Below are 17015 nucleotides of genomic sequence, written 5' to 3'. Positions count from 1 at the left end.
CGGAGGTTTTTTTATATGTGCTGAATATCGACACATATTAAGAACAAGAAAGAGAGAAAAACCCACCAATTAGCTTCGGAAAAGTGAAATTAGCGCTAAATTCATTATGCTTCTATCTTAAATGACAAGTTTAGATATGTTGCCGAATGTGTAGAGGGAAAGCTCTATTTCAGAAAGATTGATCGAAAATTGATATTAAATCAGATCTTTTGATGAGCTAAATCAAGTAAAAAAATAATAAAAATCAATGCTTAAAAAATAACTGAATAATGCGTTTTTTTGGATAACTGAAGCATTCTTTAAAAAATGTGAACGATAAGTTCAAGGAAATTACGCTTTTTTACAGGTCTTTCGATAATTGTGACTTGACCGAAATGCCGTACACATTGCAAGATAGGGCACCTAAAAAATTTAAAGTGAAGAGTTAATATAACTTTTCTCAACATTTACATTTGCTAAAACAGCCGAGGATTACATGAAGGCTCTTGTTGCTGTAAAACGTGTGGTTGATGCCAACGTTAAAGTTCGCGTTAAGCCGGACAACAGTGGTGTTGACTTAACGAACGTTAAAATGTCAATTAACCCATTCTGTGAAATCGCAGTGGAAGAAGCGGTTCGTTTAAAAGAAAAAGGAACTGTTTCAGAAATCGTTGTTGTTTCTATTGGTCCTAAAGAAGCTCAAGAACAAATCCGTTCTTCTATGGCGCTTGGTGCAGACCGCGGTATCCTTGTTGAAGCTGACGACAGCCAGTTAGGTGCACTTGAAGTTGCAAAAATCCTAAAAGGTGTTGTAGACGCTGAACAACCTCAATTGATCCTTCTTGGTAAACAAGCAATTGATGACGACTCTAACCAAGTTGGTCAGATGCTTGGTGCGCTTTTAGGTGCTGGCCAAGGTACTTTCGCTTCAGAAGTTAAAGTTGAAGGCGATAAAGTACAAGTGACTCGTGAAATCGACGGTGGTTTACAAACTGTTGAACTTGCACTTCCTGCAATCATCACAACTGACTTACGTTTGAATGAGCCACGTTATGCTGCTCTTCCAAACATCATGAAAGCGCGTAAAAAACCGCTTGATATTAAGTCACCTGCTGATTATGGCGTTTCACCTGCGACTAAGCTTAAAACTGTTAAAGTTGAAGCTCCTGCAGAACGTAAAGCGGGCGTACAAGTGAAGTCTGTAGACGAGCTTGTAGATAAATTGAAAAACGAAGCGAAAGTGATCTAATACAGAAGGATAAAAATCATGAGTATTTTAGTTATCGCTGAGCACGACAACAAAGCACTAAATGGTGCAACTCTTAACGTTGTTGCTGCAGCGCAAAAAATCGGTGGTGATATCACTGTATTAGTAGCTGGTTCAGGCGCTCAAGCAGTTGCAGACCAAGCAGCTAAAGTTGCGGGTGTAAGCAAAGTATTACTTGCTGACGACGCTGCTTATGCTAATCAATTGGCTGAAAACGTTGCTAAATTAGTTGCTTCTATCGGTGCGGGTTACACTCACATCCTTGCTGCTTCTACGACAACGGGCAAAAACGTACTTCCACGTGCTGCTGCGCTACTTGACGTAAGCATGATCACTGACATCATTGCTGTTGAAGGTCCTAAAACTTTCAAACGTCCAATCTATGCAGGCAACGCGATTGCAACTGTAGAGTCTGGCGAGTCTGTTGTAGTTGCGACTGTTCGTGGTACTGCATTTGATGCTGTTGCAAGCGAAGGCGGCTCTGCTGCAGTTGAAGCTGTTGCATCTACTGGTGATGCTGGTATTTCTAAGTTCGTTTCTGAAGAAATCGTGAAATCTGAACGTCCAGAATTAACAGCTGCGCGTATTGTTGTTTCAGGCGGTCGTGGTGTTGGTTCAGGTGAAAACTATCACACTGTTCTTGATCCATTAGCGGACAAGCTTGGTGCTGCGCAAGGCGCATCTCGTGCAGCAGTTGATGCTGGTTTCGTACCAAACGATATGCAAGTGGGTCAAACAGGTAAAATCGTTGCTCCTGACTTGTACATCGCTGTAGGTATCTCTGGTGCGATTCAGCACTTGGCAGGTATGAAAGAATCTAAAGTGATCGTTGCGATCAACAAAGACGAAGAAGCGCCAATTAACTCAGTAGCTGACTACTGGTTAGTAGGTGACTTGAACACTGTAGTTCCAGAATTAGTATCTAAAATCTAATTTCTGAACACAGTTCAAGGCGCTCCTAAGCTTATGGTTTAGGGGCGTTTTTATTGTTTGACGAATTAGTAGGTCTTCTTGGTTATGTTTAATCGATTAATTATACGTAAATGTACATATATAAATTGCAGTTAGATGTTTCATGCTTATGGGGGTAGTGGATTCTTAGTTTAGTACTTCAATATTCATACGATGTGATTTCTTATTATTGGTATTAGACACTACTGTAGCGTAAGCTAAACGTATGTTGAAACTTAAATGGTAAGTAAGCAGGAGCAATCGCTTGGTAATAGGATGGAAATTAATAAATTATAAAAAATACAAAGATTTAAAATAAAATAATAAAAATTTATCTTTCAAGTTTGAATCTTAAACTTAAAGCAAGCTTAAAGGATTGTATATTTTGTGTTAACATTGCTTTTTTATTGAACTTGCCCTTTAGGCGGAGTCTCCCTTTGAAATTTGATTTTCAGTTACCAGTCAGTGTATTGGTGCTGATGATCTGCTGTTTACTTTTTCCTGTTTTACAAAGTATCTCTTTTCCTTTATTTGATGGAATGACTGTTACAGCAGTTGAATCGGTCCAAGCATTGTTATTGCTGTTTTTTGCGATTTTTACTTTTTTCTATATTCGACCACTTGAAATGCAAGATGGAAAGAAACAATTTTGGTTGTGGGCTGTCGCATGGTGGTTGTTGCTATTTGGTCGTAGCATTAGCTGGGGGCGTGACTATTTTCCTGATGTGCCTAAACCTTATTTTCGTTTAATTTCGGTATTCATGATTGCACCTGTCGTCTTTATGCTGTTTTCGCCTTATTTACGCCAAGAAATCGCACGTAACTTAAAAACCTTGGCTTTACCAATTTGGCCATTGGGCTTGGTGATATTGGGCTTATTTATTTCTGATGCAGTTGAGCATAGTCGAAGTCTCAGTTTTTTATTTTTGTACGATTTGGCTTATAAAGATTTCATCGAAGAAGTTTATGAATTTCCGCTTATTTTAGGTTTGTTTCTAACAGCACACCCATGGATGCAGCAGGATCATGTACCTCAAGAATTAGAGGTCATGCAATATCATAAAGAGTGATTTTTATCACATTTATGCGTCTAAATTTGAAGCTTCAAAAAGAATTTTTTTGAACAATAAACAACCTCTATTCGTAGAGGTTTTTTTCATAGCAAATAAAATCAAAATGCTTAAAATAAATACAAAAAATCATGGTTCTAGTGCAAGATGATTGGCACAAAAATCAGGGTTTTTATGCTATACTGTCCGACTTGATTTTTGATATTGGTTCAGTGTTTTTTGAACTAATTTTTACAGATTTACGATATATAAATGCGGGCAGAATTCTGCTTGTATAACAAGGAGTATGCATGAGCGTATCGGAAATTAGACCGATTGCCATTGAGGATGAACTGAAGAGCTCATATCTCGATTATGCAATGAGCGTGATTGTGTCACGTGCGTTGCCAGATGTCCGAGATGGTCTCAAACCTGTTCACCGTCGTGTGCTTTTTGCAATGCACGAATTGGGCAATGACTACAACAAAGCTTACAAAAAGTCTGCCCGTGTAGTCGGTGACGTCATCGGTAAATATCACCCACATGGTGACTTAGCTGTATACGAAACTATTGTTCGTATGGCTCAAGATTTCAGCTTACGCTATCAATTGGTTGATGGTCAGGGTAACTTCGGTTCTGTCGATGGTGACAGTGCAGCAGCAATGCGTTATACCGAAGTTCGTATGCGTAAATTGACCCACGAACTTTTAGCGGATCTTGAGAAAGATACCGTAGAGTGGGAAGACAACTACGACGGTTCTGAGCGTATTCCACAAGTCATGCCAACACGTGTGCCTAACTTGTTGATTAACGGTGTAGCTGGTATTGCTGTAGGTATGGCAACCAATATGGCTCCGCATAACATGACAGAAGTCATTAATGCATGTCTTGCTTATGCCAACGATCCGCACATCAGCATTGAAGGATTAATGGAACACATTTCTGGTCCAGACTTCCCTACAGGCGGTATCATTTACGGTAAATCTGGCATTGTCGATGCGTACCGTACTGGTAAAGGCCGTTTGCATATCCGTGGTAAATATCACATTGAAGAAGACCAAAAATCGGGCCGTAGCACGATTGTCTTCACTGAAATTCCTTATCAAGTTAACAAAGCAAAAACCATTGAACGTATTGCTGAGTTGGTCAAAGAGAAAAAACTTGAAGGTATTTCTGAACTTCGTGATGAATCAGATAAAGAAGGGATGCGTATTGCAATTGACTTGAAGCGTGGTGAAAACGCTGAAGTGATTGTAAATAACCTATTCCAAAATACCCAATTAGAAAATTCATTCAGTATTAACATGGTCTGCCTCGATAATGGTCAGCCTAAGTTAATGAACTTGAAAGATATTATTGCAGCGTTTATCCGTCACCGTCAGGAAGTGGTTACACGCCGTACCATGTTCGAATTGCGTAAAGCACGTGAACGTGGACATATCTTAGAAGGTTTGACGGTTGCACTTGCAAACATCGATGCGATCATTGAAACCATCAAAACATCTGCAAACCCAAGCGAAGCACGCGAACGTTTACAAGCGGGCGAGTGGGCAGGCGGTGGTGTCGTTGCATTGCTTGAAAAAGCAGGCGCGGTATCTGTCCGTCCAGATGAAATTGAAGGCGAAGATCCAGCACGTCCATTTGGTTTAACAGGTGATATTTATCGTCTGTCTCCAACTCAAGTAGGTGCGATCTTAGAACTTCGTTTACATCGTTTAACTGGTCTAGAACAAGACAAGTTACAAGCTGAATATACAGAAATTCTTGGTCAAATTGCTGAATACACTGCAATTTTGAACGATTTCAACTTATTGATGAACGTGATTAAAGAAGAATTAGCTTTAATCCTTCAACAATATGGCGATGCACGTCGTACCGATATCGTGGAATCACGTATCGACTTCTCTCGTGAAGATTTAATCCCTGAAGAGCAAATGGTACTTACTGTTTCTAAATCAGGCTATGCAAAAACTCAACCATTGTCAGACTACGCTGCACAGCGTCGTGGTGGACGTGGTAAGTCTGCAACTTCAATGAAAGAAGACGATTACATCCAGCATTTGATCGTGACTTCAAACCACGCAACAGTGCTTTGCTTTACCAATGTGGGTAAAGTTTATCGTTTGAAAGTGTATGAAGTACCTCAAGCATCTCGTGGTGCGAAAGGTCGTCCGATGGTGAACTTATTGCCATTAGATGAAAACGAGACCATCACCGCTATTTTACCAGTGGTCGATGCGCCGAAGAAATTTAAAGAACGTTTGGCTGACTTTAAAGCATTTGTAAAAGCCAATAGTGCACAGCTACAAACCAATGAAGTGATTAATAGTCATTTTGCTGGTTTAGAAGCTGCACTTGCTGAGACTGAAGACGGTGCAGATGACTTGTCTGATGCATTACGTGTTCAATTGAAACAGTTGGGCTTAGAGCTTTCTACCACTGATCTTGATGATGAAATCATCAATGACTTTGCACAGCAAGCAGAAGCCGTTCGTAAAAACTTCTACGTATTTATGGCAACAGAATACGGTACGATTAAACGTGTTGAGTTAGAACAATTCTCGAATGTTCGTTCAAACGGTCTACGCGCGATTGAACTCAATGGTGATGACACCTTAATCGGTGTTGCCATTACCGACGGCGAACAACAAATCATGTTGTTCTCAAACGAAGGTAAAGCCATTCGTTTTGCAGAAACTGACGTGCGTTCAATGGGTCGTTCTGCCAAAGGTGTTCGTGGTATGCGCGTGACCATTGGTGCAGCAGCTCAAGCTGAAGACGCTGAAGATGCGGATGTAGAGTCTGATGATGAAGATACCTCTGATTCAGCTCTCATTAGCCGTATAGTGTCATTGGTAGTTGTTCCGGAAACTGGTGAAGTACTTTGTGCTTCAGCTAATGGTTATGGTAAACGTACACCAGTAGATGACTTCCCAACTAAGAAACGTGGCGGTAAAGGTGTTATTGCAATTAAAACATCTGAACGTAACGGTGAACTTGTTGGTGCGGTAGCGATTGATGCGTCTAAAGAGCTAATGTTAATTTCAGATGGTGGTACGTTGGTTCGTACACGTGCGTCTGAAGTGGCACAAACAGGTCGTAATGCTCAAGGTGTTCGTTTGATCCGTTTAGGTGAAAGCGAAATCTTAGTCGGTGTTGTGGCGATCGAAGCAGTTGAAGAAGACGAAACTTTTGAAGAAGTGGAAGCAATCGAAACTGAGCAACTTGTAGATGACTCAACGATTATTGATCAAAATGACAATGAATCAGATTTCAATGAGCCTGAAGAAGACTAATTGAAGATTGAGAAAAGAGGGCGCTACGGCGTCCTTTTTGATAGATGAATAGTATTAACAAAAATTTATATAAACAAGAATAGTGACTTAAATGTATTTCAAAAAATTAATTAGAACCAAAGGAATAGTCATTTGTTTTGCATTAATGGGATGTAGTGAACCGACGTCTGTAGAGTTTAATGAAGGTATAAAAAAGAATCATCTATTCCTTATAAGCTGACACCTTTGCAACTTAAACACATTGAGCAATTGTATGTTGCTATACGTGATAAAGATTTAGATCAAATCCAGAAAATAACAGATGAGAAGTTTTATCAAGCTTTGTTAGAAGATCCAACATTATTGCCAGAAATATCTTCATATATTCCATATTTTGAAAAAGTTTTAGATTATAAAATGTTGGAATATAAAAGTATTAAAAATAGTGTGCATGGTGAACTAATTGAAGCAAACCTTAAGTATGAATACGAGCAGCAAACTGTATTTTACACCGTATTATTTAAACAAGATGATCCTTTGGCTAAAATTATCGGTAGTCATCTAAAGTTGGTACTTAAATAAACCCTTAGAATTTTCAGTGGTACTTTATTTAAATACATAAAAAGTGAAGCTCATTTACCTTGCGTAAGTGAACAGAGTTTAATTTAATGTACTGTCAACAAGTTGGAAAGAGAAAAGTTAAAGAGATATCTTAATTTTAATATCAACTTTGAAGTTTTATATATACTCAAAAGCTTAAATTAGGAATAAGTGTGGTTATGAAGGCAAATTTTTTGTTACTAGGTTGTGTCATAGCGTTGTCAGGTTGTGACCAAATTGGCCAAAAAGCATTAAATGCAATACCAGACCCAAGTGCTGAACAGACTGAAGTTGCCCAAGCTGCCTATGATCAATTACGTGAAGGCAATTTTGATAAGCTGTACACTTACTTTGAACCAGAACTCAAAGCGAAGTTTGAACAGAATGAAAAAGAGCTGCGTAAATTTGCACGAGGTATTCCGAAACAAGATTACTCACGCAAAAATATAGTGGCTAAGCACATTGAAAAATCGACTGAAAAACCGTCTTTATATACGGTCACTTATGAGTACGGTTATACCAATAAAAACCTAGTACAGTATGATGTAAGTTTTGATAAACCCGCAGGAAGTAACAAAATTCGAGATTTTAATATTTCAGTTTTTGGTGAAAAAAATAAATAAAATTAGGTAAAAAATAAAAAAAGCTGTAAAAAAGGACGCCTAAGCGTCCTTTTTTATGACATAAAATTAAGCGGCATCTTTTAGATTAGCAGCATAATTTTTTTGTTTTTCAGTATCAAATTGGCCTTCCCATTTACTGATCACCAGTACCGCAAGAGCGTTACCAATTACATTCAGTACAGTACGTGCCATATCTAAAATACGGTCAATACCCGCAATAAATGCCAGACCTTCAAGAGGAATACCGACACTGCCAAGAGTCGCCAGCAAGACCACGAAAGAAACGCCAGGTACACCTGCAATCCCTTTAGAGGTAATCATCAAGGTCAGTACTAGAATCACTTGTTGGGTGATTGTCAGATCAATCCCGTAAAGCTGAGCAATAAAGATAGCCGCAATACTTTGATATAGGGTCGAACCATCGAGGTTAAATGAATAGCCAATTGGAATTACGAAACTGGTAATCGGTTTCGGAGCACCATAAGCTTCCATCTTTTCCATAATACGGGGGAGGACAGTTTCAGAACTTGCAGTTGAATACGCGAGAATCAATTCATCTTTTAAGATCTTGATAATGGCCCAAACACTGAAGCCACAGAATTTAGCAACTGCACCTAATACAATGAAAATAAAGAAGAAGATTGCACCATAAACTAAAACTGCAAGTTTAAGCAGTGGCACAAGTGAGCTGAAGCCGAAATTCGCAACAGTTGCAGCAATCAAGCCGAATACACCAATAGGTGCAAACATCATGATCATGTGCGTAACTTTAAACATCGTTTCAGAAACAGCGGTCAACACTTTAATTAAAGGTTGTTTTACTTCTTGATCAAGCGCACCTAAACCTACACCAAACATCACAGAGAAAAAGATGATTGGGAGCATTTGACCACTCGTCAAAGCTGCAAAAAAGTTAGATGGAATAAGTGAAAGTATTGTTTGAATCAAACCATGAGAATGTTCACTGACTTCATGTGTTGTTTCTTGATACTTTGAAATATCGACTTGCGTCAATGCAGACATATCAATGCCGGCACCAGGTTGGAATACGTTGGCTGCAACTAAACCGACTAAAATAGCAACGGTGGTAATGATTTCAAAATAAATAATTGTTTTGAAACCAAGTTTACCTAAGTTACTACCGTGACTTGTATTGGCAATACCTAAAATAAGCATCGACACAACAAGCGGAATAACGATCATCTTAATGAGGTTAATAAAAATTGAGCCCAAAGGAGTCAAAAAGTTATTAACTAAAGCATCACGATATTCAGGAGAATAGTGTAGGAAAGCACCAACAAGTATACCTAGAATGAGAGCAATCACGATTTGCCAGGCAAGGCTCACCTTAATCTTTTTCATACATCAGCTCTTATGTCAGATTTGGGAGAAAAAAGCCCACAGTCATCCACGAACAAATGTTGCAGATAGACTGAATCCGCCATGACAAAAAGTTCTGAATAATTTGGGAGATAAATACGATAATATTTTGCAGTTTATATGAGAATACAGCCAACGATTTTGATCAAAACCAAACTGTTTGATCGATAAATTATCATTTTTAGTCGTATAAACGATTTTATTGTTAAATTTAATTTATAAAACGAATAAAATTGAGTTATTAATAAACACTTCACAAAATCTCTGATTTACCTAGAAAGATCGAAAAAACTAAATGTGAGCCTGTATTTTTCATTTTTATATAGAAGTTTGCTTTATACTTGTGAAGCAGATAAATCAGTGAAAATTCTATAAATCACACAGATTATCCGAAATAAATTTTAACTTTATATATTTTAATAATAAGCAGAGGGCTTGTACGGTGTTGAAAAAATTAGTCGTCATCATCGCTTTAATCTTACCTATAACGGCTTGTGAAAAAATTGGCGATTTCTTGATTGCAAAATTCGAATCAAGCCTACCAAGTGAGACAAGCTCCCAGCGTACTAAGTCAGAAAAATTATTCGCAGCACTACACCAACCCCATCAAGACAGCTTTTTGGCATTGGTTGAAGAAAATGTTCGTGATGCGATGCTAGCAGATCCAGAGCTGTTTTCACGTATGAAAAAGCTGATTCCTGCAGGTCAACCTAGCGCTGAAGCGCAAGTGATTCAGCGAATGGCAAATACTCGGCTGGGAGAAGGTAAGACCACAACAATTGTGTATAAATATGATTATCCGCAAAAAGAACTGTATATGAGTGTGGTCTTTGCAGGTCATGATGGGGACGATAAAGTGAAAGGATTCTGGCTTGAAAACGCTGCAGAAAAAGAATCAGATGATTTGGTTACTGAGATCACCTCAGATGCAGATGATTTTGATATTCAAGTGGATGAAGCATCGACTGTCACGCCAAATGCATACAGCTAATAGATGACAGCAAGAATTTAAATTTGAGACATGATTAGATACAAAGCGTTCGAGTCTATGATGAATAGGTTTGAACGCATTTCGCTTGAGACCAGACATGTCTTACAGCACAAACAGTTTTATCTTTTGGCAAACTTTAAACGCCAGACAGCAAGACATAAAAAAATCAGTCCAATACTTGTGAGGTAAAGCAATTTAGGGATGACAATTGCTGTAGGTACACCCATCTGATTGAGTTGAAGAAACATTTGAATGCCTTGAGTTGACGGCAACACCTGAGCAAGTATTTGCATCCATTCAGGCATAGCTGCATGCGGCCATGCCGTTCCCGAAAGTAGAAATAGCGGAATAGAACTAAAAACGATGACATGTCCTGCACGTTCTGGCAGGTCAAGAAAGGTGGCTAGAAAGAGTGTCATCGCAATAATACAACTGAGGAAGATGGGCACAGCAATGAACATGCCCCAAAAATTTCCACCCCGTGGATAGTCGTTCAGCCAAAAGGTAAAACCAAATAAATAGAAGCATCCCAACGTTCCTATGGTCAAAATACACAAGAAGATGCCAGCCAATTGTGTATAGCTCGGACGCCAAGTGGTGTTTTGTCGATAGGTCGCAATCAGCATGCACAGACCCAATAAAATCGTCTGATGAATAATTAAGGGTGCAACCGCTGGGAAAATATAGCTGCCGTAGCCTGAAAGTGGATTAAACAATGGAATCTTATGGATAGATAAAGCTGGGCTAAAATCGGATATGTTCTGGAATTTTTCTGCATATTCGCCGAGAGCATTTTCCATCGAACTGGCTAAACCTAAGCCAATTTTTTGCGTCTTTAGAAAGTTTGCAGCACTGAGATATAAACCAATTCCACCGGTTTCACCACGGCGAATGCTATTTGAAAGATTACTCGGCAACAGTAAAATCCCGTCAGCTTGCTGACTTCGGAGCATATTTTCAGCTTCCGCAAAATTACCAGTCACAGCTAGAATTTCTACATTGGGACTATTGGCTACAGCACCAATAATCGTATTGGTGAGTATGCTTTGTTCCTCATCCACCACAATAATGGGGAGCGATTCTGCGTGTTCCGCTTGATAAGCAATGGGATAAAAAAAACTGTAAAGAAAAACAGAAAGCACTAAGGTGGTAAAAATCGAACTGTGCTTCACAATATCTTTAAAGGTTTGAATATAGTGTCTGAGCAAAGTTGATAGAAATGACACGATTTTATTCATATGCTTTGCTCCTTCAGTACTTTCCGTAAAAAGAAGCTGGCAAGAACCAAATAGAACAGACAGTAAATGATCAGGGTGACAAGCGGTGTGATTGAAATGGAGATTGGGCTACCAATGACCCATTGTTCTGTTTGTAATTTGGCATAAGGCGTATAGGGAATAATATTGGCCCAGAATTTTGTAAACATCGGCGCGTTATTCAGCGGCAATGTCACCCCTGCAAAACTCAGTGATGAGCCACCATATACCGCAATAAAACCAAAAGATTTGGTGAGATCACGTGTCGCCAAAACTACAGTAGAACTGATAAAGGCATAGGCTGTATAAAAAAACAATTGCCCGAGCAAAATGAGCAGTAATGAACCCTGAACAAACCACCCTCGAAACACGATTAGCCAGAACATCCATGCCCATGTCCAAGCGGTAAAAATGAAAACATAACTGAGATTTTTAGCGATTAAAGCTTGAAAGACAGAAGTCGGTTTCACCCATTGATTTACAGTGCCATATTTGATTTCTTGACCGACTGAAAATGCGACACAGCAACACAGTAATAAATGCAGAATCGCAGGAATCATGTACGGCTCTAAATAGAACTCATAATTTAAACCTGGATTATATAAAGGTGAAATTTTGACATTGGGTGTCGGTGCATCGAGGTAGGGAATTGTATTTTCTAAATACTGATGACCACTAAAATCGGCCATGGCTTGCAATGTACTTAGCAGCATGGCTGATGAAATACTATTGCCGACACTAAAATAGCTTTGGTTATAGGCAATGCTGACTTCTGCATCTTTTGCTTGAACCAGTCGTTGCTCTGCACCAGCAGGAATATGAATATAGCCCCAAATTTGAGTCTGATTTAAAAGCTTTTCAGCATCATCCATACTGGGTGTAATGGTGGCTACTTTTAAGGTATGGTTCAGCTGCGCAAAATGAGTAATGTTACGGCTTAAACTGCTTTGATCTTGGTCTATGATCGCGATGGGTAAATGATCTGGTTTGCCTTGAGCAAACATATTGGTAAAGAGCAAAATCACAAGGGCAGGGGCAAGTGTGACCATACACAAGTCCCATTTATGCTGCATCAAATAGCGAAACTCACGCAGAATGCCCCTAAACATTATTTACGCTCTTCAATTTTAAACAAAACGCTCATACCCACTTTTAAGTCAGCAATCGGCTGAGCGGGTTTCAGTTGGACTTTAAAACTACGAATGTCATAGCCGCCCGTTTGTCGCGTGGTTTTGATTGTTGCAAATTCACCTTCGGCTTCGATGTGATCAATTTTAAACTCGGCAGATTTGTTTAGCGCCGGTATAAATCCTTGCATGGTCTTGAGTTGATACACTTGAGCATACTGGTCTTCACGGACATTTAAGCTAATCCATAAGCTATCATCTTGAATCAGGCTTACAACGGGCACACCCATCGCAACTAATTCTGAAACTTTGCCATAGGTTTTTGAAATGGTGCCATTGGACGGTGCAAACAATTTGGTTTCAGCCTCAAGTGCATTTGCTTCGGCCAACGCGGCTTGCGCAATCTTGACTTGGGCATCTGCCGAGCTTTGTTGTTGCGGTGTACTGCCACGTTTTGCACGCGCATATTGTTGATAAGACGCTTCTGTCATTTGTGCAGCAGAGACTGCGGCAGCTTGCATTTCATCACGGCGTTGACGTGAAATGACACCTTCTTTATAGAGGTTTTGACCACGTTGGTAGGTGGTTTGCGCCAATTGTTGCTGTGCTTTTAGACTTTGCCAATTGGCATATAAACTATCAATATTTTCTTGTTGAGAGCCACGTTCAGCTGTGGATTGCAGTGCTTGCGCAGATTGAAGTGCAGCTAAAGCCTGTTGTTTCTTTGCATCGACTTCGGGGCTGGTTAAACGAACCAGTGCTTGACCTGCTTGTACTTTTTCACCATCATGCACATATATTTCTTCAATACGACTAGGTACTTTGGTACTAATGTGGATGGTTTCAGCCTCAACTCGACCTTGTAATTCAACCTGCTTGGGCTGATAACTTTTCCATAAGCCAAATGCAATCAATGCCAAAAGCAGAACTAAGACAATGCCAATCACGAGCTTGATCAAAGCAGATTTATTGCGACTTTGCACTGAGCTTTTTTTCGTCTCTGCATCAGTATTGGTATTCACTTTCTTTGGAGTATCCTCAGCAGTATTTGCTGTAGACGAAACGTTTGAACTCGAGACATTGGATTGGGATGTTTCAGCATTCGCAGAGGCATCTTCTTGGTGATCAGTTGGTTCCTGATTCATATTGTTTCCCCTCGGCTAAACTTAGCGAATATAGTCGGTGTGTGATTGATTGATATAGCTTTGGAACTGGTCAATGCTCCCGTGACTTTGTAGCAGTGTTGCGAGTGACATCACGTATTTATAGGCATTAAGCGCCATTTCACTTTGTAGCCCGTTCAATGCATTTTGTGCATCAATGACTTGTGTGGCCGTACCCATATCTTCTTTAAATGAAAGCTGTTGAATTCTTAAATTTTCTTGAGCAGCTTTTAGGTTTTGCTGCAACAACAGGTGACTTTGTTGAGCGCTGGTGACTTCATTAAATGAGCTATAAATCAGGCTTTCAATTTCTTGTTTGGTACGCTCAGTCATTAACTCAGATGCATAGCGTTGAAGTTCAGCAGCTTGTACGGATTTGTTTTTATCAATACCTGAAAATAAGTTGTAGCGAGCGGCAACACCAACGATCCAGTTTTGTTTATCGTCGAGACTATATTCACCAAAGGCAAAGACGTTGGGTTTTTTTGCTGCGCTTTGGGCTTTCACATTAGCACCAGCCAATTGACTGTCCAATTGCATTTTACGCACCAAACTAGACTGATCCTGATAACTTTTTAGTAAGGCGGTTATATTTTGATTGTGTTGCTGATTGATAAATAATGGCGTTGTAAGATCAGTAATTTGGCTGCTTTGCATTAAGTTGTTTAACTTAAATAAGCTAGAGCGGAGATTCGCTTCAGTATTTTGAAAAGTTCTGAGAGCATTATTCTTCGCCACTTCAAATTGCATACGCTGGCCTTTGCTAATAAAACCCTGTTGTTCCATTTTGAGCGCATTGGCATAGTGTTGTTGCATCGCATTTAAATTGAAGCGGCTGCTTTCGACTAATTTTTTTTGTAATTGAGCATTGAAGTAGGCTTGGATTAATTCAAAACGTTGCACATCTTGTTGTTGTTCACTGCTTATCGCGCTGCGTTTGGCTTGGATATTGGCAATTTCCTTGGCGCTAGACGTTAACCCACCGGTATACAGCGGCATCATTACGGAAACGGTAGGGCGGATCACTTGATCATCTAAGACCACTTGGGAAGAATCTGGAATTAATCCGACACCATCACGGATTGGCTGTTGCAGACTGTCTTTTAATGGGTCTGCCAAATCACTCGGTAAGCTTTCATCAATTTTATTATTAATGCCATTACTCAGCGTTTGTTCTAAGTTGTTTTTTAAGGCACCGAGAGGAATATCGAGTTCATTATGAAAGGCATAGGCACGGACGTTTAAATCCACACGAGGTAAACCAAGCCCTTTAATGGCCTGAGCTTGAAGTTCGGCAGATTGTTGTAGTGCTTGGTTGGCCTGAGTACTATACGAACTAGTGAGTAGACTTTGTTCTGCTTGGCTATAACTGATACTTTGCGCAAGTACCGTGGGGCTAAAAAAGCCACTGAAACAACCAAGGCCAAGCAGTAAACCTGAACGAAATGTATGTTTAATTTTTATAGAATAATCTGTTCGAGGTAGAGGCATAAAAACACACTCACAGCTAGGATGGGTTCATTATAGTCATTGTGATGAAGTTGGGTAAATTCACTAAGTTGTTGTATTGTTTCATATACATATGTAAATAAATTTTATCTTTGCAGCGCACATCATTTTTCGCACATCAAGACCTTAAATTAGCATCAATTCAAGGGATAAAAAATATCAGTAAATCTAATAATTTGAATTAAGAAGAATTAATTTTGATCTTTATTGAAATTTTGACTTCAAATGTCAGACAGCATTGGAATATTTTCAGCTTTAACTACTGCAAGCACGCGTCAGATATGGTTAAATGCCATCATTTTATTGTGTTTCACTTTGAAAGGAAAACTCATGCGCGCGTACAACTTCTGTGCTGGTCCTGCTGCATTACCCACTGCCGTTTTAGAAAAAGCTCAAGCTGAAATGCTTGACTGGCAAGGCAAAGGCCTTTCGATCATGGAAATGAGCCACCGTAGTAAAGACTATGTCGCTGTGGCAGAGAAAGCAGAAGCTGATCTTCGTAAGCTGATGAATATTCCAGACAACTATAAAGTGTTATTCCTTCAAGGTGGCGCATCACTTCAATTCTCTGCGATCCCATTAAACCTATTGGGTAAAAACAGCAAAGCAGACTATATCCACACTGGTATTTGGTCTGAAAAAGCGTTGAAAGAAGCACAGCGTTATGGCGACATTAATGTTGTTGAAGCGGGTACCACCATTGACGGTAAACTTGCGATTACTGATCAAAGCACCTGGAACTTATCTGATGATGCGGCTTATGTGCATTATGCAGATAATGAAACTATTGGTGGTCTTCAGTTTGCCAACATTCCTGAAACGGACAAACCATTGGTTGCCGATTTTTCATCGAGCATTTTATCTGCACCATTAGACGTATCTAAGTTCGGTTTAATCTATGCAGGTGCTCAGAAAAATATTGGTCCTGCTGGTTTAACTTTGGTGATTATTCGTGATGATTTATTGGATCAAGCGAAAGCAGATATTCCAAGTATCTTGAAATATTCAGCTCAAGCGAAAAATGGTTCAATGGTGAATACACCTTCAACTTATGCATGGTACTTATCTGGCCTCGTTTTTGAATGGTTACTTGAGCAGGGCGGTGTAGACGCAATTTATAAAGCGAATATGGCAAAAGCTGAATTACTTTATGGTTATATTGATTCAAGCGATTTCTATGCAAATCCAATTGCAAAAGAATTCCGTTCAATCATGAACGTACCATTTACTTTGGCGAATCCAGAATTGGAAAAACAATTCTTGAAAGAAGCTGAAGAAAACCACTTGCTGAATTTAGCTGGTCACCGTTCAGTGGGTGGTATGCGTGCAAGTATTTATAATGCTGTTCCGCTAGAAGGCGTTCAAGCACTGGTTAACTTTATGGATGACTTTGCAAAACGCAACGCATAATCCTAAAGGCATAAAAAAACCGGCAAATGCCGGTTTTTTTATTGAATAGATTAAAAAATAAAAGTATGTAACACGTATGCACAAATCAGCATACCTAACATAAAAAATAAGCAGGACATTGGCTCGATTTGATATCGAGATTCCATGTGATGGTCAACTTGTGATAAGTTTTCTTCTTGCACGACTTTCATAGATATTCTTTCCGATCTATTTATCGTTAATTACTATTTCTTAAACGCATTTTTAACATAATTATTTGATTAAATAAAGTACTATCTGCCATAAACTTACTAAACTATTTAGTTCATTAGGACTTACGCATTGACGGATTCAAAAAAGTATTAAAATACTTTATAAAGTATCTGTGATCAGACGAATTAAAAATGCTTCTACAGCAACTTGTACTCTACCCATTTATATGGGCTTTCTCATGAC

At 39.2% G+C, this 17015-nt stretch carries 13 protein-coding genes; 8 read left to right on the top strand and 5 right to left on the bottom strand.

What is annotated here, in order from left to right; all coding sequences use genetic code 11:
• Positions 1 to 475: 475 nt before the first annotated feature.
• The 6 genes from FTU83_RS10305 (at position 476) to FTU83_RS10280 (ending at position 7744) form a co-directional block, all read left to right on the top strand.
• Positions 476 to 1228 carry an electron transfer flavoprotein subunit beta/FixA family protein gene (locus FTU83_RS10305; protein WP_180106428.1) on the top strand — a complete coding sequence of 251 codons (753 nt, stop codon included), beginning with the start codon at positions 476 to 478 and terminating at the stop codon, positions 1226 to 1228.
• A gap of 18 nt (positions 1229 to 1246) precedes the next feature.
• Positions 1247 to 2179, top strand: coding sequence for an FAD-binding protein (locus tag FTU83_RS10300; RefSeq protein WP_111883923.1), 933 nt, complete (start codon positions 1247 to 1249; stop codon positions 2177 to 2179).
• Positions 2180 to 2634: 455 nt separating this feature from the next.
• Positions 2635 to 3267 (top strand): hypothetical protein, encoded by a 633-nt coding sequence (locus FTU83_RS10295; RefSeq protein WP_180106430.1) that lies wholly within the window; start codon positions 2635 to 2637, stop codon positions 3265 to 3267.
• Positions 3268 to 3557: 290 nt separating this feature from the next.
• Complete coding sequence (gyrA, locus tag FTU83_RS10290; protein WP_180106431.1) at positions 3558 to 6542, top strand: DNA gyrase subunit A; 2985 nt, start codon at positions 3558 to 3560, stop codon at positions 6540 to 6542.
• 225 nt (positions 6543 to 6767) lie between these two features.
• Positions 6768 to 7103, top strand: a complete 336-nt coding sequence (locus FTU83_RS10285) for a hypothetical protein (protein ID WP_180106433.1) — start codon at positions 6768 to 6770, stop codon at positions 7101 to 7103.
• Between the two features lie 197 nt (positions 7104 to 7300).
• Positions 7301 to 7744, top strand: a complete 444-nt coding sequence (locus tag FTU83_RS10280) for a DUF3887 domain-containing protein (protein WP_180106435.1) — start codon at positions 7301 to 7303, stop codon at positions 7742 to 7744.
• A gap of 66 nt (positions 7745 to 7810) precedes the next feature.
• On the opposite strand, the gene gltP is transcribed toward FTU83_RS10280, so the two are convergent.
• Positions 7811 to 9106, bottom strand: a complete 1296-nt coding sequence (gene gltP, locus FTU83_RS10275) for a glutamate/aspartate:proton symporter GltP (RefSeq protein WP_078190399.1) — start codon at positions 9104 to 9106, stop codon at positions 7811 to 7813.
• A 460-nt stretch (positions 9107 to 9566) separates the two neighbouring features.
• On the opposite strand from gltP, the gene FTU83_RS10270 reads away from it, so the two are divergent.
• Positions 9567 to 10115: a hypothetical protein gene (locus FTU83_RS10270; RefSeq protein ID WP_180049046.1), complete on the top strand. Its 549-nt coding sequence runs from the start codon at positions 9567 to 9569 to the stop codon at positions 10113 to 10115.
• A gap of 119 nt (positions 10116 to 10234) precedes the next feature.
• Here the strand turns inward: FTU83_RS10270 and FTU83_RS10265 are convergent, their stop codons facing one another.
• The 4 genes from FTU83_RS10265 to FTU83_RS10250 are packed head-to-tail and all read right to left on the bottom strand — an operon-like array spanning position 10235 to position 15152.
• Positions 10235 to 11353 carry an ABC transporter permease gene (locus FTU83_RS10265; protein ID WP_180106437.1) on the bottom strand — a complete coding sequence of 373 codons (1119 nt, stop codon included), beginning with the start codon at positions 11351 to 11353 and terminating at the stop codon, positions 10235 to 10237.
• On the bottom strand, positions 11350 to 12480 hold the full coding sequence (locus tag FTU83_RS10260) for an ABC transporter permease (protein WP_180003320.1): 1131 nt from the start codon (positions 12478 to 12480) through the stop codon (positions 11350 to 11352). The genes FTU83_RS10265 and FTU83_RS10260 overlap by 4 nt, the downstream gene beginning before the upstream one ends.
• Complete coding sequence (locus tag FTU83_RS10255) at positions 12480 to 13643, bottom strand: HlyD family secretion protein (protein ID WP_111883932.1); 1164 nt, start codon at positions 13641 to 13643, stop codon at positions 12480 to 12482. Before FTU83_RS10255 ends, FTU83_RS10260 begins: the two co-directional genes overlap by 1 nt.
• Positions 13644 to 13664: 21 nt before the next feature.
• On the bottom strand, positions 13665 to 15152 hold the full coding sequence (locus tag FTU83_RS10250) for a TolC family protein (protein ID WP_180106439.1): 1488 nt from the start codon (positions 15150 to 15152) through the stop codon (positions 13665 to 13667).
• A gap of 348 nt (positions 15153 to 15500) precedes the next feature.
• Here FTU83_RS10250 and serC point away from each other — a divergent pair, with 348 nt between their 5' ends.
• Positions 15501 to 16580 carry a 3-phosphoserine/phosphohydroxythreonine transaminase gene (gene serC / locus FTU83_RS10245; protein ID WP_078192058.1) on the top strand — a complete coding sequence of 360 codons (1080 nt, stop codon included), beginning with the start codon at positions 15501 to 15503 and terminating at the stop codon, positions 16578 to 16580.
• Positions 16581 to 17015 lie beyond the last annotated feature (435 nt).

It is taken from the genome of Acinetobacter sp. YH12152, from assembly GCF_013418285.1.
In the GTDB taxonomy this organism is placed as follows: Bacteria; Pseudomonadota; Gammaproteobacteria; order Pseudomonadales; family Moraxellaceae; genus Acinetobacter; species Acinetobacter amyesii.
The sequence above is the reverse complement of the archived record's forward strand: the minus strand, read 5'-3'. Positions and strand labels throughout refer to the sequence as shown.